Source organism: Pseudomonas citronellolis (assembly GCF_029335315.1).
GTDB classification, from domain to species: domain Bacteria; phylum Pseudomonadota; class Gammaproteobacteria; order Pseudomonadales; family Pseudomonadaceae; genus Pseudomonas; species Pseudomonas citronellolis_A.
Genome location: NZ_JARJLT010000064.1, coordinates 15,927 through 37,716 on the forward strand (window position 1 = coordinate 15,927; position 21,790 = coordinate 37,716).

General features: G+C 67.6%; 22 protein-coding genes. 20 read left to right on the top strand and 2 right to left on the bottom strand.

Translation table 11 applies throughout. The annotated features are described in order from the left end of the window. Window positions 1-41 precede the first annotated feature (41 nt). From P3W75_RS05240 to murB, 8 genes are all read left to right on the top strand, one after another. Window positions 42-2,261 (top strand): DNA internalization-related competence protein ComEC/Rec2, encoded by a 2,220-nt coding sequence (locus P3W75_RS05240; protein WP_276226300.1) that lies wholly within the window; start codon window positions 42-44, stop codon window positions 2,259-2,261. A gap of 72 nt (window positions 2,262-2,333) precedes the next feature. Continuing rightward, window positions 2,334-2,969, top strand: coding sequence for a MotA/TolQ/ExbB proton channel family protein (locus P3W75_RS05245; protein ID WP_276226301.1), 636 nt, complete (start codon window positions 2,334-2,336; stop codon window positions 2,967-2,969). Continuing rightward, window positions 2,966-3,406 (top strand): ExbD/TolR family protein, encoded by a 441-nt coding sequence (locus tag P3W75_RS05250; RefSeq protein WP_276226302.1) that lies wholly within the window; start codon window positions 2,966-2,968, stop codon window positions 3,404-3,406. Before P3W75_RS05245 ends, P3W75_RS05250 begins: the two co-directional genes overlap by 4 nt. Then, window positions 3,406-4,404, top strand: coding sequence for a tetraacyldisaccharide 4'-kinase (lpxK, locus tag P3W75_RS05255; RefSeq protein WP_276226303.1), 999 nt, complete (start codon window positions 3,406-3,408; stop codon window positions 4,402-4,404). The genes P3W75_RS05250 and lpxK overlap by 1 nt, the downstream gene beginning before the upstream one ends. A 42-nt stretch (window positions 4,405-4,446) precedes the next feature. Beyond that, on the top strand, window positions 4,447-4,632 hold the full coding sequence (locus P3W75_RS05260; RefSeq protein ID WP_009621404.1) for a Trm112 family protein: 186 nt from the start codon (window positions 4,447-4,449) through the stop codon (window positions 4,630-4,632). 20 nt (window positions 4,633-4,652) lie between these two features. Beyond that, complete coding sequence (kdsB, locus tag P3W75_RS05265) at window positions 4,653-5,417, top strand: 3-deoxy-manno-octulosonate cytidylyltransferase (RefSeq protein ID WP_276226304.1); 765 nt, start codon at window positions 4,653-4,655, stop codon at window positions 5,415-5,417. Continuing rightward, window positions 5,417-5,881 carry a low molecular weight protein-tyrosine-phosphatase gene (locus P3W75_RS05270; RefSeq protein WP_276226305.1) on the top strand — a complete coding sequence of 155 codons (465 nt, stop codon included), beginning with the start codon at window positions 5,417-5,419 and terminating at the stop codon, window positions 5,879-5,881. Before kdsB ends, P3W75_RS05270 begins: the two co-directional genes overlap by 1 nt. Further along, entirely contained in the window at window positions 5,878-6,897 is a 1,020-nt protein-coding gene (murB, locus tag P3W75_RS05275) for a UDP-N-acetylmuramate dehydrogenase (RefSeq protein WP_276226306.1), read from the top strand. Before P3W75_RS05270 ends, murB begins: the two co-directional genes overlap by 4 nt. A 318-nt stretch (window positions 6,898-7,215) precedes the next feature. Here murB and rne read toward each other — a convergent pair whose 3' ends face one another. After that, on the bottom strand, window positions 7,216-10,422 hold the full coding sequence (rne, locus tag P3W75_RS05280) for a ribonuclease E (RefSeq protein ID WP_276226307.1): 3,207 nt from the start codon (window positions 10,420-10,422) through the stop codon (window positions 7,216-7,218). A gap of 582 nt (window positions 10,423-11,004) precedes the next feature. On the opposite strand from rne, the gene rluC reads away from it, so the two are divergent. From rluC to sppA, 3 genes are read left to right on the top strand one after another with little or no spacing between them, the layout of a single operon-like run. Beyond that, on the top strand, window positions 11,005-11,961 hold the full coding sequence (gene rluC, locus P3W75_RS05285) for a 23S rRNA pseudouridine(955/2504/2580) synthase RluC (protein WP_276226308.1): 957 nt from the start codon (window positions 11,005-11,007) through the stop codon (window positions 11,959-11,961). Then, window positions 11,954-12,649: an HAD-IIIA family hydrolase gene (locus P3W75_RS05290; RefSeq protein WP_276226309.1), complete on the top strand. Its 696-nt coding sequence runs from the start codon at window positions 11,954-11,956 to the stop codon at window positions 12,647-12,649. Before rluC ends, P3W75_RS05290 begins: the two co-directional genes overlap by 8 nt. Then, complete coding sequence (sppA, locus tag P3W75_RS05295) at window positions 12,639-13,619, top strand: signal peptide peptidase SppA (protein WP_276226310.1); 981 nt, start codon at window positions 12,639-12,641, stop codon at window positions 13,617-13,619. The genes P3W75_RS05290 and sppA overlap by 11 nt, the downstream gene beginning before the upstream one ends. Window positions 13,620-13,731: 112 nt before the next feature. On the opposite strand, the gene P3W75_RS05300 is transcribed toward sppA, so the two are convergent. After that, complete coding sequence (locus P3W75_RS05300; RefSeq protein WP_276226311.1) at window positions 13,732-14,310, bottom strand: Maf family protein; 579 nt, start codon at window positions 14,308-14,310, stop codon at window positions 13,732-13,734. Window positions 14,311-14,421: 111 nt separating this feature from the next. Here P3W75_RS05300 and P3W75_RS05305 point away from each other — a divergent pair, with 111 nt between their 5' ends. The 9 genes from P3W75_RS05305 to mltG all read left to right on the top strand — a co-directional run bounded on the left by P3W75_RS05305 (window position 14,422) and on the right by mltG (window position 21,774). Beyond that, entirely contained in the window at window positions 14,422-14,952 is a 531-nt protein-coding gene (locus P3W75_RS05305) for a YceD family protein (RefSeq protein WP_276226312.1), read from the top strand. Window positions 14,953-14,965: 13 nt separating this feature from the next. Further along, the gene (gene rpmF, locus P3W75_RS05310; protein WP_037006032.1) at window positions 14,966-15,148 is read left to right on the top strand and encodes a 50S ribosomal protein L32; all 183 of its coding nucleotides are present in this window, start codon (window positions 14,966-14,968) and stop codon (window positions 15,146-15,148) included. 3 nt (window positions 15,149-15,151) lie between these two features. Further along, the gene (gene plsX, locus P3W75_RS05315; protein ID WP_276226313.1) at window positions 15,152-16,159 is read left to right on the top strand and encodes a phosphate acyltransferase PlsX; all 1,008 of its coding nucleotides are present in this window, start codon (window positions 15,152-15,154) and stop codon (window positions 16,157-16,159) included. Window positions 16,160-16,366: 207 nt separating this feature from the next. Then, complete coding sequence (gene fabD / locus P3W75_RS05320; protein ID WP_276226314.1) at window positions 16,367-17,302, top strand: ACP S-malonyltransferase; 936 nt, start codon at window positions 16,367-16,369, stop codon at window positions 17,300-17,302. Window positions 17,303-17,317: 15 nt separating this feature from the next. Further along, entirely contained in the window at window positions 17,318-18,061 is a 744-nt protein-coding gene (gene fabG / locus P3W75_RS05325) for a 3-oxoacyl-ACP reductase FabG (protein WP_276226315.1), read from the top strand. A 194-nt stretch (window positions 18,062-18,255) separates the two neighbouring features. Beyond that, window positions 18,256-18,492 carry an acyl carrier protein gene (gene acpP, locus P3W75_RS05330; protein ID WP_007160597.1) on the top strand — a complete coding sequence of 79 codons (237 nt, stop codon included), beginning with the start codon at window positions 18,256-18,258 and terminating at the stop codon, window positions 18,490-18,492. Window positions 18,493-18,622: 130 nt separating this feature from the next. Then, entirely contained in the window at window positions 18,623-19,867 is a 1,245-nt protein-coding gene (gene fabF / locus P3W75_RS05335; protein ID WP_276226316.1) for a beta-ketoacyl-ACP synthase II, read from the top strand. Beyond that, window positions 19,867-20,682, top strand: coding sequence for an aminodeoxychorismate lyase (gene pabC / locus P3W75_RS05340; RefSeq protein WP_276226317.1), 816 nt, complete (start codon window positions 19,867-19,869; stop codon window positions 20,680-20,682). Before fabF ends, pabC begins: the two co-directional genes overlap by 1 nt. Window positions 20,683-20,685: 3 nt before the next feature. After that, a complete protein-coding gene (mltG, locus tag P3W75_RS05345; RefSeq protein WP_276226318.1) occupies window positions 20,686-21,774 on the top strand; it encodes an endolytic transglycosylase MltG in 1,089 nt (362 codons plus the stop codon). The last annotated feature ends 16 nt before the right edge of the window (window positions 21,775-21,790 follow it).

Below are 21,790 nucleotides of genomic sequence, written 5' to 3' on the forward strand. Positions count from 1 at the left end.
CGCCGGCCATTTCTCAGCCCATGCCCAGGGAGGGATCGTCGATGCGCGCAGGGATGCTGGCCTTGGCCTGCGGGCTTCTGCTGCCGCGTGGGTTGGCCGAGTTGCCGCCGGCGTGGAGCTGGGGGCCGCTGGTCGGAATCCTCCTGCTGTGCCTGTGGCGGCGCTGGTTCGTCGCGGCGCTGCTGTTGGCCGGGTTCGCCTGGGCCTGCCTGCACGGCCACTGGGCGCTGGCCCAGCGCCTGGCCCCGGAGCTGGACGGCCGCACGCTCTGGCTGGAGGGGAGGGTGGTTGGCCTGCCGGCGTGGCGCGACGGCAACGCGCGCTTCGAGCTGGAAGCGGTCGACGCGCGCGTGGACCTGCCGAAGCGGCTGCGCCTGTCCTGGTACGCGGCGCCCGAGCTGCGCGCCGGCGAGCGCTGGCGCCTGGCGGTGACCCTGCGCCGCCCCCACGGCCTGGCCAATGCCTTCGGCTTCGATTACGAGGCCTGGCTGACCGCCGATGCCATCGGCGCCACCGGCAGCGTCAAGGACGGCCAGCGCCTGGCCGCCGCCCGCGGCCCCGAGGCCTGGCGCGAGGACTGGAAGCGGCGCCTGCTGGCGGTCGACGCCCAGGGCCGCAACGCCTACCTGGTGGCGTTGATCCTCGGCGACGGCAGCGGCTTGCAGCGACGCGACTGGGACGTCCTGGAGGACACCGGCACCCTGCACCTGATGGTGATCTCCGGCTCGCACATCTCCCTGCTCGGCGGCCTGCTCTACGGCCTGGTGGCCGGGCTGGCGCGCCTCGGCGCCTGGGCGGCGCGGTTGCCCTGGCTGCCCTGCGCCTGCGCCGCCGGCTTGTGCGGCGCCTGGGGCTACGGCTGGGTCGCCGGCCTGGAGGTGCCGGCGCTCAGGGCCTGCCTGATGCTGAGCATGGTGCTGCTGTGGCGCCTGTGGCTGCGCCGCCAGGGCGTGTGGATGCCGGTGCTCGGCGCCGTGCTGGCGGTGCTGCTGGTCGATCCGCTGGTCAGCCTGAGCCCCGGCTTCTGGCTGTCCTTCGCCGCCGTCGGGTTGCTGGTCTACGGCTTCGCCGGGCGCCTGGGGCGCTGGCCCTGGTGGTTGACCTGGGGCCGTGCGCAGGTGCTGATGGCCATCGGCCTGGCGCCGCTGCTCATGGCCCTGGGCCTGCCGCTGAGCCCCGCGGGCGCCCTGGCCAACCTGCTGGCGGTGCCCTGGGTGGAGCTGCTGGTGGTGCCGCTGGCGCTGATCGGCAGCCTGCTGCTGTGGTTGCCGGGCCTGGGGGAGGGGCTGCTGTGGCTGGCCGGCGGCCTGCTCGACGGGCTGTTGCAGGCGCTCGCCTGGCTGGCCCGCCATTCGCCGGCCTGGTATCCGCAGGCGCCGCCGGCCTGGGCGATCGCCTTGGCGCTGCTCGGCGTTCCGCTGTGCCTGGCACCCGCCGGGGTGCCACTGCGCGCTCCGGGCCTGGCGCTGCTGCTGCCGCTATTCTGGCCGCACTCGCTGGCCCCGGCTCCCGGCTATGCGGAGGTGCGCGTGATCGACGTCGGCCAGGGCCTGTCGGTGCTGATCCGCACCCACGGCCACGCCTGGCTGTACGATGCCGGGCCGCGCCGGGGCGATTTCGACCTCGGCGAAGTGGCGGTGCTGCCGACCCTGCGCGGCCTGGGGGTGAAGCGGGTCGATACGCTGCTGCTCAGCCATGCCGACAACGATCACGCCGGTGGCGCCCGCGCGCTGCTCGACGCCTTGCCGGTGACGCGGATCATCAGCGGCGAGCCCGAGCGCCTGCCCGCCAGGTGGCGCGCCGAGCCCTGCGCCGAGCGCGAGTGGCTGGTCGATGGCGTGCGCTTTTCCACCTGGAGCTGGGCGGCGGCGACCGAAAGCAACGCCCGCTCCTGCGTGCTGCGCGTCGAGGCCTTCGGCGAAAGCCTGCTGCTGACCGGCGACCTGCCCGCCGAGGGCGAGGCGGCCTGGCTGGCCGCTCAGTCACGCCCCTACGCCGATTGGCTGATGGCCGGCCACCATGGCAGCCGTACCTCGACCTCGGCGGCCTTCGTCGCGGGCCTGGCACCGCGCGCGGCGCTGATTTCGCGCTCGCGCTACAACGCCTACGGGCATCCGTCGGCCGAAGTGCTGGCGCGTTTCGCCGCGCGACGGGTGGCGGTTCACGACGTGGCGAGGGAGGGCGCCTTGCGCCTGCTGCTGGGGCGTCGCGGCGCTGTCCAGGGCGTGCGTGAAAAGGCCGGATTCTGGAGGGAAAAATGAGAACGGCGACGGTCGGCGGGGCTGGGGGGCTGTGCTAGAGTGTGGCCACTTTTTTTCAGGGGATTCGCCACTGTGTGGGAACTGGTTCAAGCGGGCGGCTGGATGATGCTGCCGATCATTCTGAGCTCCATCGCCGCCACCGCCATCGTCGCCGAGCGGCTCTGGACCCTGCGCCGCAGCCGCATCGCCCCGCCGCAGCTGCTCGGCCAGGTGTGGAAGCAGATCAAGGACAAGAAGATGAACAGCCAGGCCCTCAAGGACCTCAAGGCGTCTTCTCCGCTGGGCGAAATCCTCGCCGCCGGCCTGGTCAACTCCAAGCACGGTCGCGAGATCATGAAGGAGTGCATCGAGGAGTCCGCCGGGCGGGTGATCCACGAGATGGAGCGCTACCTCAACGCCCTCGGCACCATCGCCGCCATGGCCCCGCTGCTGGGCCTGCTGGGCACGGTGTTCGGCATGATCCAGATATTCAGCGCCTTCATGGGCGACGGCATGGCCAACGCCCCGCAGCTCGCCGGCGGCATCTCCAAGGCCCTGGTGACCACCGCTTCCGGCCTGATCGTGGCGATTCCCGCGGTGTTCTTCCACCGCTACCTGCTGCGCCGCGTCGATGAGCTGGTGGTGGCCATGGAGCAGGAAGCCATCAAGCTGGTGGAGATGGTCCAGGGCGACCGCGAAGTCGACCTTTCCGAGGATGGCAAAGCGTGAAATTCCGCCGCAGAAGTGGTGGCGCCGCCCGCGATGACGTGTTCATCAACCTGGCGTCGCTGATCGACGTGATCTTCGTCCTGCTGCTGTTCTTCGTGGTCACCACCACCTTCAGCCGGCCGACCCAGCTGAAGGTCGAGCTGCCCGAGGCGGTCAGCGGCACGCCGCCGGAAGCCACCGACGTCAAGCCGCTGGAGCTGGATATCGACGCCGCTGGCCACTACGCGCTGAACGGCCAGACCCTGGTGAACAGTGACCTCGCCACCCTGATGGCGGCGATGCAGAAGGAATCCGCCGGCGACAGCAACCTGCCGCTGGTGATCACCGCCGACGGCAAGGCCACCCACCAGGCGGTGGTCACCGCCATGGACGCGGCCGGCAAGCTCGGCTTCAGCCACCTGCGCATCACCACCGTCGAGGCGCAGGCCAAGCCCTGATGGCATTCTCCGACCGCCTGCTGCAGGCCTGGTACCAGGGCCACCCGGCCCTCGGCCTGCTGCGTCCGCTGGAGGCGCTGTACCGCCGCGTGGCGCTGCGCAAGCGCACCGACTACCTGCAGGGCCGCCGCGAGGCCTATCGCGCTCCGGTGCCGGTGATCGTGGTCGGCAATATCACCGTCGGCGGCACCGGCAAGACGCCGATGATCCTCTGGCTGATCGAACACTGCCGCGCCCGTGGCCTCAAGGTCGGCGTGGTCAGCCGCGGCTACGGCGCCAAGCCGCCGAGCCTGCCGTGGCGGGTTCGCGCCGAACAGCGCGCGGACCAGGCCGGCGACGAACCCCTGATGATCGTCCAGCGCAGCGGCGTGCCCCTGGTGATCGACCCGGATCGCCCGGCCGCGGTGCGCGCGCTGCTGGCGGAGGAGCCGGTCGACCTGATCCTCTGCGACGACGGCCTGCAGCACTACCGCCTGGCCCGTGACCTGGAACTGGTGCTGATCGACGCCGCGCGCGGCCTGGGCAATCGCCGCTGCCTGCCGGCCGGCCCCCTGCGCGAGCCGGTGGAGCGCCTGGAATCGGTGGACGCGGTGCTCTACAACGGTGCCAGCGCCGATCCCCAGGGCGCCTTCTCCTTCACCCTGCGACCATCGGCCCTGGTCAACCTGCGCAGTGGCCAGCGCGTGGGGCCGGAGCATTTCCCGGCGGGCCAGCAGGTCCACGCCCTGGCCGGCATCGGCAACCCGCAGCGTTTCTTCGCGACGCTCGAGGCGCTACACTGGCGGCCTGTTCCGCACGCCTTCCCGGACCACGCGGCCTACAGCGCCGAGCAACTGAACTTCAGCCCGCCGCTGCCGCTGCTGATGACCGAGAAGGACGCGGTGAAATGCCGGGCCTTCGCCGCCGCCGACTGGTGGTACCTCGCGGTCGACGCGCAGCCTTCCCCGGCCTTCGTCGCCTGGTTCGACGCCCAGCTCGAGCGCCTGACCGCGCGCTGACCGGTGGCACGGCCGCCCCACTCGCCTTCCAAGGATTCCCCCATGGACCCGAAACTCCTCGACATCCTCGCCTGCCCGCTGTGCAAGGGCCCGCTGAAGCTCACCGACGACAAGTCCGAACTGATCTGCAAGGCCGATGGCCTGGCCTACCCGGTGCGCGACGGCATCCCGGTGATGCTCGAGGGCGAGGCCCGCACCCTGAACGTCGACGAACGCCTGGACAAGTGACAACGAGCCGAGACCCAGCGATGAGCCAGAAATTCACCGTCGTCATCCCGGCCCGTTTCGCCTCCACCCGCCTGCCCGGCAAGCCGCTGCAGGACATCGCCGGCAAGCCCATGGTCCAGCATGTCTGGGAGCAGGCGCGCAAGAGCGCCGCGTCGCGGGTGGTGATCGCCACCGATGATGCGCGCATCCTCGAAGCGGCCAACGTCTTCGGTGCCGAAGCGCTGCTGACCCGCGTCGATCACAACTCCGGCACCGACCGCCTGGCCGAAGTGGCCGACGCCCTGGGCCTGGTGGACGACGACATCGTGGTCAACGTGCAGGGCGACGAGCCACTGATCCCGCCGGCCATCATCGACCAGGTGGCGGCCAACCTCGCGGCGCACGCGGAAGCCGGTATCGCCACCCTGGCCGAGCCGATCCACGAGCTGGCCGCGCTGTTCAACCCGAACGTGGTCAAGGTCGTCACCGACCTGAACGGCCTGGCCCTGACCTTCAGCCGCGCGCCCCTGCCCTGGGCCCGCGACGCCCTGGCCAAGGACCCGGACAGCCTGCCGCAAGGCGTGCCGTTCCGCCGCCACATCGGCATCTACGCCTACCGCGCGCGCTTCCTCCGCGACTTCGTCGCCTGGGGCCCGTGCTGGCTGGAAGACACCGAGTGCCTGGAGCAGCTGCGCGCGCTCTGGCACGGCGTGCGCATCCACGTGGCCGACGCCCTCGAGGCGCCGCAGGCCGGCGTGGACACCGCCGAGGACCTGGAGCGCGTCAGGCGCCTGCTGGGGGCCTGATGCGCGTCCTCTTCGTCTGCCTGGGCAACATCTGCCGTTCACCCACCGCCGAGGGAGTGTTCCGCCACAAGCTGCGCGAGGCCGGCCTCGAGTCGCGGGTGACAGTGGACTCCGCCGGCACCGGCGACTGGCACGTGGGCAAGGCGCCGGACGCCCGCACCCGCGTGGCGGCTATGCGTCGTGGCTACGACCTGTCGGCGCTGCGTGCGCGCCAGGTCGAGCGTGGCGATTTCCGCGACTTCGACCTGATCCTGGCGATGGACCTGAACAACCTGGCCGACCTCCAGCGGCTCGGCCGCGACGCCGGCCCCGCCGAACTGGACCTGTTCCTGCGCCGCTACGCCGGCGAGCTGGACGAGGTGCCGGACCCCTATTACGGCGGCGAAGCCGGTTTCGAGCGGGTGCTGGACCTGGTCGAGCGCGCCTGCGACGCCCTGTTGCTGGAAGTGAAGGGACGCCTGTGAGCCTGAACCTGGAAAAAGACGTATCCCTGAAAGCCTTCAACACCTTCGGCATCGAAGCGCGCGCTCGGCTGTTCGCCGAGGCGCACGACGACCAGGAAGTGATGCAGGGCCTCGCCCTGGCCGTGGAACACGACCTGCCGCTGCTGGTGCTCGGCGGCGGCAGCAACCTGCTGCTGACCCGTGACGTCGAGGCTTTGGTGCTGCGCATGGCCAGTCGTGGTGTGCGGATCCTCGACGACGATGGCGTTGCCGTGCGCATCGAGGCCGAGGCTGGCGAGACCTGGGACGACCTGGTGCGCTGGAGTCTGGAACAGGGCTTCGGCGGCCTGGAGAATCTCAGCCTGATCCCCGGCACGGTCGGCGCCGCGCCCATGCAGAACATCGGCGCCTACGGCGTGGAGCTGAAGGACGTGTTCGACAGCCTGGTCGCGCTCGACCGCCACAGCGGCGGCCTGCGCGAATTCCAGCTGGGCGACTGCGCCTTCGCCTACCGCGAAAGTCTGTTCAAGCGCGAGCCGGGGCGCTGGGTGATCCTGCGCGTGCGCCTGAAACTGTCGCGCCAGGCAGCCCTGCACCTGGACTACGGTCCGGTGCGCCAGCGCCTGGTGGAGCAGGGCGTGACACAGCCGAGCCCGGCCGACGTGGCGCGGGTGATCTGCGCGATCCGCCGTGAGAAGCTGCCCGACCCGGCGCAACTGGGCAACGCCGGCAGCTTTTTCAAGAACCCCCTGGTGCCCGCCGCCGTCGTCGAGCGCCTGCGCGGTGAGTACCCGGACCTGGTCGCCTATCCCCAGGCCGATGGGCAGTTCAAGCTGGCCGCCGGCTGGCTGATCGACAAGGCCGGCTGGAAAGGCTTCCGTGACGGCGCCGCCGGCGTCCACGCGCAGCAGGCGCTGGTGCTGGTCAACTACGGCGGTGCCAGCGGCGCGCAGATCCAGGCGCTGGCCGAGCGGATCCGCACGGATATCCACGAGCGCTTCGGCGTGGAGCTGGAAATGGAGCCCAACCTCTACTGAGGGTGGGCTGAAAGAGGAGGGCGCTGACCGGCAACGGCAGCGCCTTTTTCTTTGCCTGAGGACCGGGCCCCTGCGAAATACCCCTGAGGCGACTTTCGTAGGATGGGTTGAGTTTACGAAACCCATGCGGTCGTGGTGATGGGTGCCATGTTTGCGGAGGGGGTAGGGATGGGTTCCGTCCACTATGGCCTCCGGCGCGACGCGGATCGCGGATGAATCCGCGCCTGCAAGGTGCCCGGTCATGTCTGTGGCGGCGGTAAATCGCGGGCGAAAAAAAAGGGGATGCCCAGGCATCCCCTTTTTTCAGCGCTCGGCCAATCAGCTGTGGTGTTTTTCCACGGCTTCGTGGTGCTGCTCGGCTTTCTCGGCTTCGGCTTCGGCTTCGACCGGCGCCTCGACAGCGGCGGACTCGGCCTCGACAGCCACGGTTTCCACAGCCTGCTCGGCTTCGGCTACCGGCGCTTCGGCGACGACGGCTTCAACCTCGACGCTCTGCTCGACCGCGGCGGCTTCGACCACTGCGGGCGCAGCGGCGGCGGCCTCGGCGGCTTCGCGGGCCAGACGCTCGGCTTCGCGCTGCTGGCGACGGCGCTCGCGCGGGTCGTTCAGGGCGCGGCCGGTGGTGTTGGCTGCCGGGGCATCGGCTTGCGCTTCAGCGGCGGGCTCGATGGCGGCAGGGGCTTCGACCACGGCTTCGACGGCCGGGGTTTCGACTGCTGCTGCTTCGACCTGCGGAGCCTCGACGGCCACCGGGGCGGCTTCGGCGACGGTTTCCACGACCGGCTGGGCCGCTTCTTCAGCGATGAAGGCTGCGGATTCGCTCGGTTGCAGGCTGAACTCGACGGCCTGTTCCTCGGCGCTTTCCTCGCGGGTTTCGGTCACGACGACGCTTTCCGCGGCGGCTTCGACGGCAACGGCTGCCGGCTCGGCCGATTGTTCGGCAGCGGACTCGGCTACGTGCTCGACAACCTGCTCGGCGACCACGGCAGCGGCTACGCCTGCCACGGCCAGGGACGACTCGGCACCCGCTTGCGGCTCTTCGCCTTCGACGCCTTCGACGCCATCGGCACCGGCTTCACGCTGACGCTCGCGGCGGTTGCTGCGGCGGCGCTGGCCACGGGAGCGGCGGCGCGGACGTTCGTCATCGCTGCCTTCCTGATCGTCCTGCTCCAGCAGTTCCTCGTTGTTCGGCAGCTCTTCGGCTTCCAGGGCAACGGCTTCGCGGGCCTGGCGCTCCTCGCGCGGCGGACGCTCGCCACGTTCACGGCGCTCGCCACGCTCTTCGCGCGGTTGACGCTCTTCACGGGGCTGGCGCTCTTCGCGCGGCTGACGTTCGGCACGTTCTTCACGCGGTTGGCGTTCTTCGCGAGGCTGACGCTCGGCGCGTTCTTCACGCGGCTGGCGTTCTTCACGCGGTTGACGCTCGGTGCGCTCTTCACGCGGCTGGCGCTCTTCGCGCGGCTGACGTTCGGCACGCTCTTCGCGCGGCTGGCGTTCCTCGCGCGGCTGACGCTCGGCGCGTTCTTCACGCGGCTGACGGTCCTCGCGGGGCTGGCGCTCTTCACGCGGTTGACGCTCGGCACGCTCTTCGCGCGGCTGGCGCTCTTCGCGGGCAGGACGCTCGGCGCGTTCTTCGCGACGACGCTCGTTGCGCTCGCCGCGCTCTTCGCGAGGCTTGCGCTCTTCGTCACGACGACCGCCTTCGCGGCGACGGTTCTGCTGGCGGCCGTTGCGACGCTCTTCCGGCGAGGCGCTGCGCTCGCTGGCAGGCTTCTCGGCGCTGACGGCCGGCTTGACCTCTTCTTCCTTGCCGGCGAACAGGCTCACCAGCGACTTGACCAGGCCCTGGAACAGGCTCGGTTGCGGCATCGGCTTGGCGGCTTCCACCGGTTGCGGCGCGGCGGCCTGTTCGGCCTGCTGCGGAGCGGGGGTCTGCGGGGAAACGGTCTTCACCGCGGCTTCCTGGCGAACCAGGGTGCGGGTGGCGCTGACCGGCTGGACTTCCTCGTGCTCGATCTGGGCCATCTCGTAGCTGGTGTGGCCGACCAGCAGGTCCGGGTTGTCGTCACGCAGGCGCTGGACTTCGAAGTGCGGGGTTTCCAGGTGCTCGTCCGGCAGGATGAAGATGCGCGCGCGGGTGCGCAGCTCGATCTTGGTGATGGCGTTGCGCTTCTCGTTGAGCAGGAAGGCGGCGACCTGGAAGGGCACGCGAGCGCGGACTTCCGCGGTGCGGTCCTTCAGCGCTTCTTCCTCGATCAGGCGCAGGATGGCCAGCGACAGGGACTCGACGTCGCGGATGATGCCCTGGCCGTTGCAGCGCGGGCAGACGATGCCGCTGGTCTCGCCGAGGGACGGACGCAGGCGCTGACGGGACATCTCCAGCAGGCCGAAGCGCGAGATGCGCCCGACCTGGACGCGCGCGCGGTCGGCCTCGAGGGCTTCGCGAACGCGCTCTTCCACGGCGCGCTGGTTCTTCGCCGGGGTCATGTCGATGAAGTCGATGACGATCAGGCCGCCGATGTCACGCAGACGCAGCTGGCGGGCGATTTCCTCGGCCGCTTCCAGGTTGGTCTGCAGCGCGGTCTCCTCGATGTCGCCGCCCTTGGTGGCGCGCGCCGAGTTGATGTCGATGGAAACCAGGGCTTCGGTCGGGTCGATGACGATGGAGCCGCCGGAGGGCAGCTTCACTTCGCGCTGGAAGGCGGTCTCGATCTGGCTCTCGATCTGGAAGCGGTTGAACAGCGGAACGCTGTCCTGGTACAGCTTGACCTTGCTGGCGTACTGCGGCATCACCTGGCGGATGAAGTTCAGGGCTTCTTCCTGGGCGTCGATGCTGTCGATCAGTACTTCGCCGATGTCCTGGCGCAGGTAGTCGCGGATGGCGCGGATGATGACGTTGCTTTCCTGGTAGATCAGGAAGGGCGCGCCACGCTCGCCGGAGGCTTCCTTGATGGCGCCCCACAGCTGCAGCAGGTAGTCCAGGTCCCATTGCAGCTCTTCGGAGCTGCGGCCCAGGCCGGCGGTGCGGACGATCAGGCCCATGTCGGCGGGGGCGTTGAGGCCGTTCAGCGCTTCACGCAGTTCGTTGCGCTCTTCGCCTTCGATGCGGCGGGAGATGCCACCGGCACGCGGGTTGTTCGGCATCAGCACGAGGTAGCGGCCGGCGAGGCTGATGAAGGTGGTCAGGGCCGCGCCCTTGTTGCCACGTTCTTCCTTCTCGACCTGGACGATGACTTCCTGACCCTCGCTCAGCACATCCTTGATATTGATGCGGCCGTCGGGGTTCTTCTTGAAGTACTCGCGGGAAATTTCCTTGAGGGGGAGGAAACCGTGGCGCTCGGCGCCGAAGTCGACGAAGGCGGCTTCCAGGCTGGGCTCGATGCGGGTGATGCGGCCCTTGTAGATGTTGGCCTTCTTCTGTTCGCGCGCACCGGATTCGATATCCAGGTCGAACAGACGCTGGCCATCTACCAGCGCTACACGCAACTCTTCGGGTTGAGTCGCGTTGATCAGCATTCTTTTCATGTAGTACCAATGGTTTCCGGGCCACCGGAAACGGCAATCGGCACCCACGACTCTTACGGTCGGTGCTCGGGCGCGTACTCGGGAATGGCGGACCATTCCCGTGTCCAGCGACGGTCGGCTAGCTACGAGCCGATATCGCGACTACGTCTCCTGCTTGTCGTGATCGAACAAGCAATCAACAGGAGGAGGAATCAACTGTCGGAGGCGGACGATAGAATGCGTCTTGCAACTCAGGCGGTGCCAGCTACGCGGTCCGACGGTTGTGCATCTCCACCCTGCACGTTTCCTTTAGAAGAAGCGGGTGCCGCTCGCAGAATCCGGGAGCGGGTTGGCTTTTCACGGCTACCGAGGCTGCCGTGCGTCATGTCTCAAGGCTTGGGTTCCGAGTCGTTGCGGTGGGGATAACTGATCCTCCGCGGCAACGCTTCGCAGGACTGCCTCACGTCCGTTCAATGTGTTTTGCAGGCAGTGGGGATGGCGATTTCGCTGACATCCGCGGGCCTGGCCACTTTTGGCGGCCTCCCGACTATAGCAGCAATGATTAAGTGCTTCAATTGAATGAAAAATTGCTATGATGGGCGTATGACGAATCCCACCTCTCCGACTTCCGGCGTACAGCTGCTTGAAGTCGCGCCGGAATATGCCGGTCAGCGCATCGACAATTTCCTCAGAACCCAGCTCAAAGGCGTACCCAAGACCCTGATCTATCGCATCCTGCGCAAGGGCGAGGTGCGCGTGAACAAGGGGCGGATCAAGCCCGAGTACAAGCTGCAGGCCGGCGACGTGGTTCGTGTGCCGCCACTGCGCCTGGCCGAGCGCGACGAGCCGGCCCCGCTGGCCCAGGGACTGCTGGAGCGCCTGGAGGCGTCGATCGTCTTCGAGGACAAGGCGCTGATCGTGATCAACAAGCCGGCCGGCATCGCCGTGCATGGCGGCAGCGGCCTCAACTACGGGGTGATCGAGGCCTTCCGCCAGCTGCGCCCGGACGCCAAGGACATCGAGCTGGTCCACCGCCTGGATCGCGACACCTCGGGCCTGCTGATGATCGCCAAGAAGCGCAGCATGCTGCGCCATCTGCACGATGCGCTGCGCAACGAGCACGCGGTGGACAAGCGCTACCACGCCCTGGTGCGCGGCAACTGGCCCGCCGCCAAGAAGCAGGTTCGCGCGCCGCTGATGAAGAACAACCTGCGTTCCGGCGAGCGCATGGTCGAGGTCAACGTCGAAGGCAAGGATGCGCTCACCGAGTTCAAGGTGCTGCGCCGCTTCGGTGACTTCGCCACCCTGGTGGAGGCCCGTCCGATCACCGGCCGGACCCACCAGATCCGCGTCCACGCCAAGCACGCCGGGCACGCCATCGCCGGCGACCCCAAGTACGGCGACGACGAATTCTCCCGCGAGATCCGCGAGCTGGGCGGCAAGCGCCTGTTCCTGCACTCGGCGCAGTTGCGCGTGCCGATGCCCGACGGCTTGACCCTGGAGCTCGAGGCGGAAGTCGACGACATGTGGCGTGGCACGTTGGAGCGCCTGGATGCCTGATTACGCGCTGCTGGTCTTCGACTGGGATGGCACGCTGGTGGACTCGGTGGGCCGTATCGTCGAATCCATGCGCGTGGCCGCCGAGCGCTCCGGGCTGCCTGTGCGTAGCGATGAGGCGATCAAGGGCATCATCGGCCTCGGCCTGCCCGAGGCGATCCAGTCGCTGTACCCGGAAGTCGATGACGAAGCGGCGCTGACGGTTTTTCGTGGCGACTACGTCGAGCACTATCTGAAGCTGGAAGTCGAACCTTCTCCGCTGTTTCCCGGCGTGGCCGAGGCGCTGGAGCATTTCCGCCGGTCCGGCTACCGTCTGGCGGTCGCCACCGGCAAGAATCGCCGGGGCCTGGATCGCGTGCTCAAGGGGCGGGGTTGGGAGAGCTTCTTCGATATCACCCGTGCCGCCGACGAGTCGGCGAGCAAGCCCGATCCGCGCATGCTCCACGAGATTCTCGCGCACTGCCGGGTCGACCCCGGTCGCGCGCTGATGGTCGGCGATGCGCCCTTCGACCTAGACATGGCGCGTCGCGCCGGCATGGACTCGGTGGCGGTGTCCTATGGTGCGCAGCCGCTGTCGGTGCTGCGCGAGTATGGTCCGCGCCTGGAGATCGGGCATTTCAACGAATTGCGCGCCTGGCTGGATGGCTGGGTGCAGAACCCACGGATCGAGGTGAACGAGCATGTCGGATGAGTGGAAGGCCGAGGAGTCCGCAAAGGACGACGCGAAGAGCTGGAAGCTGCTGGAGAAGGCCGTGCTGGCCGGCGTGCAGGAACAGCGCCGGGCGCGTCGCTGGGGGATCTTCTTCAAGCTGCTGACCTTCGTCTACCTGTTCCTCGCCATCGCCCTGTTCACGCCGTTCAGCGGGCTGTCCAAGTCCGCGTCGCGCAGTGGCAGCCATACCGCGCTGGTCGAGGTGAAGGGCATGATCGCCGACGACGAGCCGGCCAGCGCCGACAATGTCGTCGGAGCGCTGAAGGCGGCCTTCGAGGACTCCGGCACCAAGGCTGTGGTCCTGCGCATCAACAGCCCGGGCGGCAGCCCGGTGCAGTCCGGCTATATATATGACGAGATCAAGCGCCTGCGCGGCCTGCACCCGGAGGTGAAGGTCTACGCGGTGATCAGTGATCTCGGAGCCTCCGGCGCCTACTACATCGCCAGCGCGGCGGACGAGATCTATGCCGACAAGGCCAGCCTGGTCGGCTCCATCGGCGTGACCGCGGCCACCTTCGGCTTCGTCGGCACCATGGAGAAGCTCGGTGTCGACCGTCGCGTCTACACCTCCGGCGAGCACAAGGCTTTCCTCGATCCGTTCCAGCCGCCCAAGGCGGAGGAGACCCAGTTCTGGCAGGGTGTGCTCGACACCACCCACAAGCAGTTCATCGACAGCGTGAAGAAAGGGCGGGGCGATCGCCTGAAGGACAAGGATCATCCCGAGCTGTTCTCCGGATTGATCTGGTCCGGCGAACAGGCGCTGCAACTCGGCCTCATCGATGGCCTGGGCAGCACCAGCTACGTGGCGCGGGAAGTGATCAAGGAAAAGGAAATCGTCGACTACACCGTGCAGGAGACGCCCTTCGATCGCTTCGCCAAGAAGCTCGGCACCAGCGTCGCCGAGCGCCTGGCGCTGTGGATGGGTTGGCAGGGGCCGGCGCTGCGCTGAGTCGCCGCTGTCCCATGAGAAAGCCGCTTCCTTCTATAGGGGCGGCTTTTTGCTTTCGTAGGAGCGAGCTTGCTCGCGAACATCGCTCCCGTTTGCGCGGTGGTGATTCGGCTCAGGGAACCTGGATGCCCTCGGCCAGCAGCATGTCCACCAGTCGGATCAGTGGCAGGCCGACCAGGCTGGTGGCGTCCTCGCCCTCGGTGGCGCGGAACAGGCTGACGCCCAGACCTTCGGCCTTGAAGCTGCCGGCGCAGTCGAAGGGCTGCTCGGCCTGCAGGTAGCGCAGGATGGTGGCGTCCTCGAGTTCGCGGAAGTGCACGCGGAACGGTACGCAGTCCACCTGGCAGCGCCCGCTGGCGGCGTCCAGTACGGCCAGGCCGGTGAGGAAGCTGACGGTGCCGCCGCTGGAAGCCTTGAGTTGTTCGTGGGCGCGTTCGAGCGTGTGCGGTTTGCCGAGGATCGCCTGGCCCTGGACGGCGGCCTGGTCGGAGCCGATGATCAGGTGGTTCGGAAAGCGCTCGGCCAGGGCGCGGGCCTTGTGCTCGGCCAGGCGGCGCACCAGTTGCTCGGCGCTTTCGCCGGGCAGCGGGCTTTCATCTATATCCGGGCTGGCGCATTCGAAGGGCAGGCGCAGCCGTTGCAGCAGCTCGCGGCGGTAGGGCGAGCTGGAGGCGAGGAGCAGTGGGCGCATCGGGGGTCTCCTGGGTAGGCTCGCCGATTCTAGCGAAAAGGGCTGTCCATACAGCGGTTTATGGCTAATTTCCTTTGACAGGCACGGGTGCATCCCTATAATGGCGCGCTTATGTTGAATGGGCCGATACCACCTCACGTCGATCCGCGCAAATTGGTAGAGCGCGAAGTCACCCTCGAGGGTGAGCTTCCACTCGCCAGTATGCCGCGGGTCTGCGAACAGCTGACCAGCAGTGACGGCAACGTCCGGGCGAAGTTTTCCTTCCACCGTGACGAGCAGAAACTGGCGGTCATGCATGTTCACGTCGACGCGCAGGTGAGCATGGTATGCCAACGCTGCCTCGAGCCGGCGACCTTCCGGGTCACCGGTGATTCAGACTTCGCCATCCTCTGGGAAGGCCAGTCTACCGAGGGGCTGCCGAAGGGGTACGATGCGCTGGAAGTGGGGGAGGAACCCCTCGACCTGCCACCTCTGGTCGAGGATGAGCTGTTGCTCGCCTTGCCCATCGTTCCGGCCCATGACCCTGAGGAATGCCAGCATCCGGCGGGATTTGCAGCAGCGCCCGAGCCGAGCGAGAACGTGGAAGAACGTCCCAACCCGTTCAGCGTACTGGCGCAGTTGAAGCGTGACCCAAACGTTTAGGAGTTAATCAATCATGGCTGTTCAGCAGAACAAAAAATCCCGTTCCGCTCGTGACATGCGTCGTTCGCACGACGCCCTCGAAGCGAACGCTCTGTCCGTAGAAAAGAGCACTGGCGAAGTTCACCTGCGCCACCACGTCTCCCCGGACGGTTTCTATCGCGGCCGTAAGGTCGTAGACAAGGGCTCTGACGAGTAATCCTTGTCCGCACCAATCATCGCGATTGATGCAATGGGTGGGGACTTCGGTCCCCACTGCATTGTTCCGGCCAGTATTGCCTTTCTGGCTGAGCACCCCTCGCTACAACTGGTCCTCGTCGGCCAAGCTCCCCTCCTCGAATCCCTTTGCGCCCGCGTTTCCGCGATCGACCGCCCGCGTCTGCACATCCAGCACGCCAGCGAAGTCATCGGTATGGACGAGCGTCCGTCCCAGGCGCTGCGCAGCAAGCCCGACTCCTCCATGCGTGTCGCCCTCGAACTGGTTCGCGACGGCGCGGCCCATGCCTGCGTGAGTGCCGGCAATACCGGGGCGCTGATGGCCTTGTCGCGCTACCTGCTCAAGACCCTGCCGGGTATCGACCGGCCCGCCATGGTGACCGCCGTGCCGACCCAGGCCGGGCATTGCCACCTGCTGGACCTGGGCGCCAACGTCGATTGCAGTGCCGAGCATCTTTACCAGTTCGCGGTGATGGGTGCGGTGGCGGCCGAGGCGCTGGGCAAGGCCAATCCACGGGTGGCGCTGCTCAACGTCGGCACCGAGGAAATCAAGGGCAACCAGCAGGTCAAGCTGGCCTCGACCCTGCTGGAGCAGGCGCGCGGCATCAACTACATCGGCTACATAGAAGGTGACGGCCTGTACCGTGGCCTCGCCGACGTGGTGGTGTGCGACGGCTTCGTCGGCAATATCCTGCTGAAGTCCAGCGAGGGTCTGGCGGCCATGGTGGTCAGCCGGCTCGAAGAGCTGTTCGCCTCCAGTCTCTCGGCCAAGGCCGTCGGCCTAGTGGCCATGCCGCTGCTGCGACGCCTGCGCGCCGACCTGACCCCTGCCCGGCACAATGGCGCGAGCTTCCTCGGCCTGCAGGGCATCGTGGTGAAGAGTCACGGCAGCGCGGCGGAGGAGGGTATTCAGAGCGCTCTGCGTCGGGCCCTGGCGGAGATTCGCGAGAACCTGCCGCAGCGCCTTCATGGGCGGCTCGAGAGCCTGCTCTAAGTGACTGAATAGAAAGGAATTAGAGATTTCTGGCGGGGAATGGGGGTATGCTTGCGCGGCGCGCGCTCAGGGCTGGCCGGCAGGCTGGGTCCGAATCGCTCGCCGATGTGACCGCGAGGTCGAGGCCGTCATCCAACTGTCAGTTCCATGCGCCAGGCTGCTGCTGGCGTTATCCCTAGACGAAACAGACACAAGGGACCCGTTGCAATGTCCGCATCCCTCGCATTCGTTTTCCCCGGCCAGGGCTCTCAGTCCCTCGGCATGCTCGCCGAACTGGGCGCGCAGCCATCGGTGCGCGATACCTTCGCCGAAGCCTCCGCGGCCCTGGGCTACGACCTCTGGGCGCTGGTCCAGGAAGGCCCGGAAGAGCGCCTGAACCAGACCGACAAGACCCAGCCCGCGATTCTCACCGCCTCCATCGCCCTGTGGCGCCAGTGGCAGGCCGAGGGTGGCGCGCAGCCGGCCTATGTCGCCGGCCACAGCCTGGGTGAGTACTCGGCGCTGGTCGCCGCCGGCAGCCTGGGCTTCGCCGACGCGGTCAAGCTGGTCGAGCGCCGCGGCCAATTGATGCAGGAAGCGGTGCCCGCCGGTACCGGTGGCATGGCCGCCATTCTCGGCCTGGAAGATGCCGACGTGCTGGCCGCCTGCGCCGAAGCCGCGCAGGGTGAAGTGGTCAGCGCGGTCAACTTCAACGCTCCCGGCCAGGTCGTGATCGCCGGCGCCGCCGCCGCGGTCGAGCGCGCCATCGAGGCCTGCAAGGCTCGCGGTGCCAAGCGTGCCGTAGCGCTGCCGGTCAGCGTGCCGTCGCACTGCGCGCTGATGCGCCCGGCTGCCGAGCGTTTCGCCGAAGCGGTGGAAGCCATCGCCTGGCAGGTGCCGCAGATCGCCCTGGTGCAGAACGTCAGCGCCCAGGTGCCGGCGGACCTCGCCACCCTCAAGCGCGACCTGCTGGCGCAGCTGTACAGCCCGGTGCGCTGGGTCGAGACCGTGCAACTGCTGGCCGCCAATGGCGTGACCGATCTGGTAGAGTGCGGCCCGGGCAAGGTCCTGGCCGGCTTGAACAAGCGCTGCGCCAAGGGCGTGAGCACCCACAACCTGGATTCGACGGACGCCTTCGCGGCGGCTCGTGCGGCTCTGGCTTGAACAGGAGATAAGAGCATGAGTTTGCAAGGTAAGGTTGCCCTGGTCACCGGCGCCAGTCGTGGCATCGGCCAGGCCATCGCCCTCGAGCTGGGCCGCCTGGGCGCCACCGTGATCGGCACCGCGACCACCGAGTCCGGCGCACAGAAGATTTCCGAGTACCTCAAGGCCAACGGCATCGAGGGTTCGGGCAAGGTTCTCGACGTCGCCAACGACGAATCCGTCGCCAGCACCCTGGAAGCCATCCAGAAGGAAGCCGGCCAGCCGCTGATCGTTGTCAACAACGCCGGCATCACCCGCGACAACCTGCTGATGCGGATGAAGGACGACGAGTGGTTCGACGTGGTCAACACCAACCTCAACAGCCTCTACCGTCTGTCGAAAGCCGTGCTGCGCGGCATGACCAAGGCGCGCTGGGGCCGCATCATCAGCATCGGCTCGGTGGTCGGCGCCATGGGCAACGCCGGGCAGACCAACTATGCTGCTGCGAAGGCCGGCCTAGAGGGCTTCACCCGCGCGCTGGCGCGCGAAGTGGGCTCCCGCTCCATCACCGTGAACGCGGTGGCGCCGGGCTTCATCGACACCGACATGACCCGTGAACTGCCCGAAGCCCAGCGTGAAGCGCTGCTCGGCCAGATTCCGCTGGGTCGTCTCGGCCAAGCCGAAGAGATCGCCAAGGTGGTAGGATTCCTCGCCTCCGATGGCGCCGCTTATGTGACCGGCGCCACGGTACCGGTGAATGGCGGAATGTACATGAGCTGAATGTGACCTTACTCTTCGCGGAGGTGTCATATGCGCTGTCTAAAATCCGTTATAAAGATGCAACTGGGTTATAGACAGAACATCGTGGTAGTCGCGAAGGGGTGTCAGCGTTCAGCTTGAAATGCGGAAAACCCTTTCTATACACTTACCCGCAGCCCAGCTGCACGGATTGTCCATAGGAGTGAAAACAAGGTATGAGCACCATCGAAGAACGCGTCAAGAAGATCGTTGCTGAGCAACTCGGCGTTAAGGAAGAAGAAGTCACCAACAGCGCTTCCTTCGTTGAAGACCTGGGCGCCGACTCCCTTGACACCGTTGAGCTGGTGATGGCTCTGGAAGAGGAATTCGAGACCGAAATCCCCGACGAGCAAGCCGAAAAGATCACCACCGTTCAGGAAGCCATCGACTACATCGTTGCCCACCAGCAATAAGTAGCCGTTTCCCGACGGAAGAAGCCGCACGGCCTGCGAAGGCGTGCGGCTTTTCTTTAAGCGTAGCGCTGGACAGCCCTGGTCGCGGTCCGGCGTATATGCCGTGTATTCGCAAAATGAGGAAGTCGTAGTGTCGCGCAGACGCGTCGTCATCACTGGCCTGGGTATGCTCTCGCCGCTGGGCGTGGACGTGCCGAGCACCTGGCAGGGTATTCTCGCCGGCCGCAGCGGTATCGCCCCGATCGAGCACATGGACCTTTCCGCCTACTCCACCCGTTTCGGTGGTTCGGTGAAAGGGTTCGACGTCGAGCAATACATGTCCGTCAAGGAAGCCCGCAAACTCGACCTGTTCATCCAGTACGGCCTGGCGGCCGGCTACCAGGCGGTGCGCGATTCCGGCCTGGAAGTCACCGACGCCAACCGCGAGCGCATCGGCGTCGCCGTCGGCTCCGGCATCGGCGGCCTGACCAACATCGAAAACACCTGCCGTTCGCTGTTCGAGCAGGGCCCGCGGCGCATCTCGCCGTTCTTCGTGCCCGGCTCGGTCATCAACATGGTTTCCGGGTTCCTGTCGATCAACCTCGGTCTGCAGGGTCCCAACTACGCCATCACCACCGCCTGCACCACCGGCACCCACAACATCGGCATGGCCGCGCGGAACATCGCCTATGGCGAGGCCGACGTGATGATCGCCGGCGGTTCCGAGATGGCCACCTGCGGCCTGGGCATGGGCGGCTTCGGCGCGGCCCGCGCGCTGTCCACCCGCAACGACGAGCCGACCAAGGCCAGCCGTCCGTGGGACAAGGATCGCGATGGCTTCGTGCTCTCCGACGGCGCCGGTGCGCTGGTCCTGGAGGAGCTGGAGCACGCCAAGGCCCGTGGCGCGCATATCTACGCCGAGCTGGTCGGTTTCGGCATGAGCGGCGACGCCTACCACATGACCGCGCCGCCGGAAGATGGCGCCGGCGCGGCCCGTTGCATGAAGAACGCCCTGCGCGACGCCGGCCTGGACCCGCAGCAGGTCGACTACATCAACGCCCACGGCACCTCCACCCCGGCCGGCGACATTGCCGAAGTGTCCGCGGTGAAGTCGATCTTCGGCGACCACGCCTACCAGCTGTCGATGAGCTCGACCAAGTCGATGACCGGCCACCTGCTCGGTGCCACCGGTGCGGTGGAAGCGATCTTCAGCGTCCTGGCCCTGCGCGACCAGGTAGCGCCGCCGACCATCAACCTGGAAAACCCCGACGAAGGCTGCGACCTCGACCTGGTGCCGCACCAGGCCAAGGAGCGTCCCATCGACGTGGTGCTGTCGAACTCCTTCGGCTTCGGCGGCACCAACGGTTCCCTGGTGTTCCGCCGGTTCCACGGCTGATGCTCGCCTGGGTCGACGGCCGGCCCGCCGAGGCCCTGTCCGTGCGTGATCGCGGGCTGGCCTACGGCGATGGCCTGTTCGAGACCATCGCCGTGTCCGCCGGCAGGCCGCGCCTGCTGGCGCGGCACCTGGCGCGGCTGCGGGAAGGCGCGCGGCGCCTGTACCTGCCGCTGTCGCTGGAAGTCGTCGAGGCCGAGCTGCTCGCCTTCTGCGCCGAGCTGGGCGACGGCGTGGCCAAGCTGCTGCTGACCCGTGGCGAAGGCTTGCGCGGTTACGCCGCGCCGGCCGACGCGCAATGCCGGCGCGTCCTTCTCGGCTCGCCGGCCCCCGCCTATCCGGCGGCCAATTTCGACGAGGGCGTGGCCCTCTACCCCTGCGTCACCCGCCTGGCCGAGCAACCGCTGCTGGCCGGCCTCAAGCATCTCAACCGCCTGGAACAGGTCCTGGCGCGCAGCGAGTGGAGCGACCCCGCCTGCGCCGAAGGGCTGATGCGCGACCAGAGTGGCCGGGTGATCGAGGGGGTGTTCAGCAACCTGTTCCTGGTCCTCGACGGTCAGTTGCTCACCCCCGAGCTCAGCCGTTGCGGCGTGGCCGGGGTGATGCGCGCCGAATTGCTGGAATGGGCGGCGGGGCAGGGCATCGCCACCCAGGTGCGGGATGTCTCGCTCGACGAACTGTTGCGCGCCGATGAGGTCTTCCTCTGCAACAGCCTCTACGGCATCTGGCCGGTGCGCCGGCTCGAGGCGCACGCCTGGCCGGTGGGGGCGATCACCCGTAAACTGCAAACCCATTTTCGCGAACTGCTGGATTCCTGACCTGTGAAGCGCAAATTGCTGGTGCTGCTGGAAAGCGGCCTGCTGTTGGCCGGGCTGCTGCTCGGTCTGGCCGGCTGGGAGCAGCACCGCGCCCTGCAGCAACCACTGCAGCTCACCGAGGAGCGCCTGCTGGACGTTCCCTCCGGCTCCACGCCTGGTGCCCTGCTGGCCCGCCTGCAGGACGAGGAAGTGCTGCACGGCGCCTTCTGGCTGCGCCTGTACTGGCGCTTCAACCTGGCCGGCCAGGCCCTGCACAGTGGCGAGTACCGCCTCAAGCCGGGCATGAACGCCAACGAGCTGCTGGAACTGTGGCGCGAAGGCGACGTGGTGCAATACAGCCTGACCCTGGTGGAAGGCTGGACCTTCCACCAGTTCCGCGAACTGCTCGCGCGCCAGCCGAAGCTGGAGGCGACCCTGGCCGACCTCAGCGACGAACAGGTGATGAAGCGCCTCGGCAGCGAAGGCCTGGCGCCGGAAGGGCAGTTCTTCCCGGATACCTACCGTTACGTGCGCGGCATGCGCGACATCGACCTGCTCAAGCAGGCCCACCAGCGCATGGAGCGCATCCTCAAGGAGGAGTGGGAGGCGCGCAGCGGCGACCTGCCGTACGGCGACGCCTACCAGGCGCTGATCATGGCCTCGCTGATCGAGAAGGAAACCGGCGTGCCGCAGGAGCGCCAGCAGATCGCCGGGGTGTTCGTGCGCCGCCTGCAGAAGAACATGCTGCTGCAGACCGACCCCACGGTGATCTACGGCATGGGCGCACGCTACGCCGGCAAGATCAGCCGCGCCGACCTGCGCGAGCCGACCCCCTACAACACCTACGTGATCGCCGGCCTGCCGCCGACGCCGATCGCCATGCCAGGTCGCGAGGCGATCCACGCCGCGCTCAACCCGGCCGATGGCCAGAGCCTGTATTTCGTCGCTCGTGGCGATGGCAGCCACGTGTTTTCCGACAATCTCGACGACCACAACAAGGCGGTGCAGGAGTACCAGCTGAAGCGGCGCGCGGACTACCGTTCCAGCCCCGCCCCGGCGACTCCCGCAGCGGCGCCGGCGGCCGGTGACACGCCGCCCGCGGCGCAGCCGTAATCGACAGAAGGAGAGC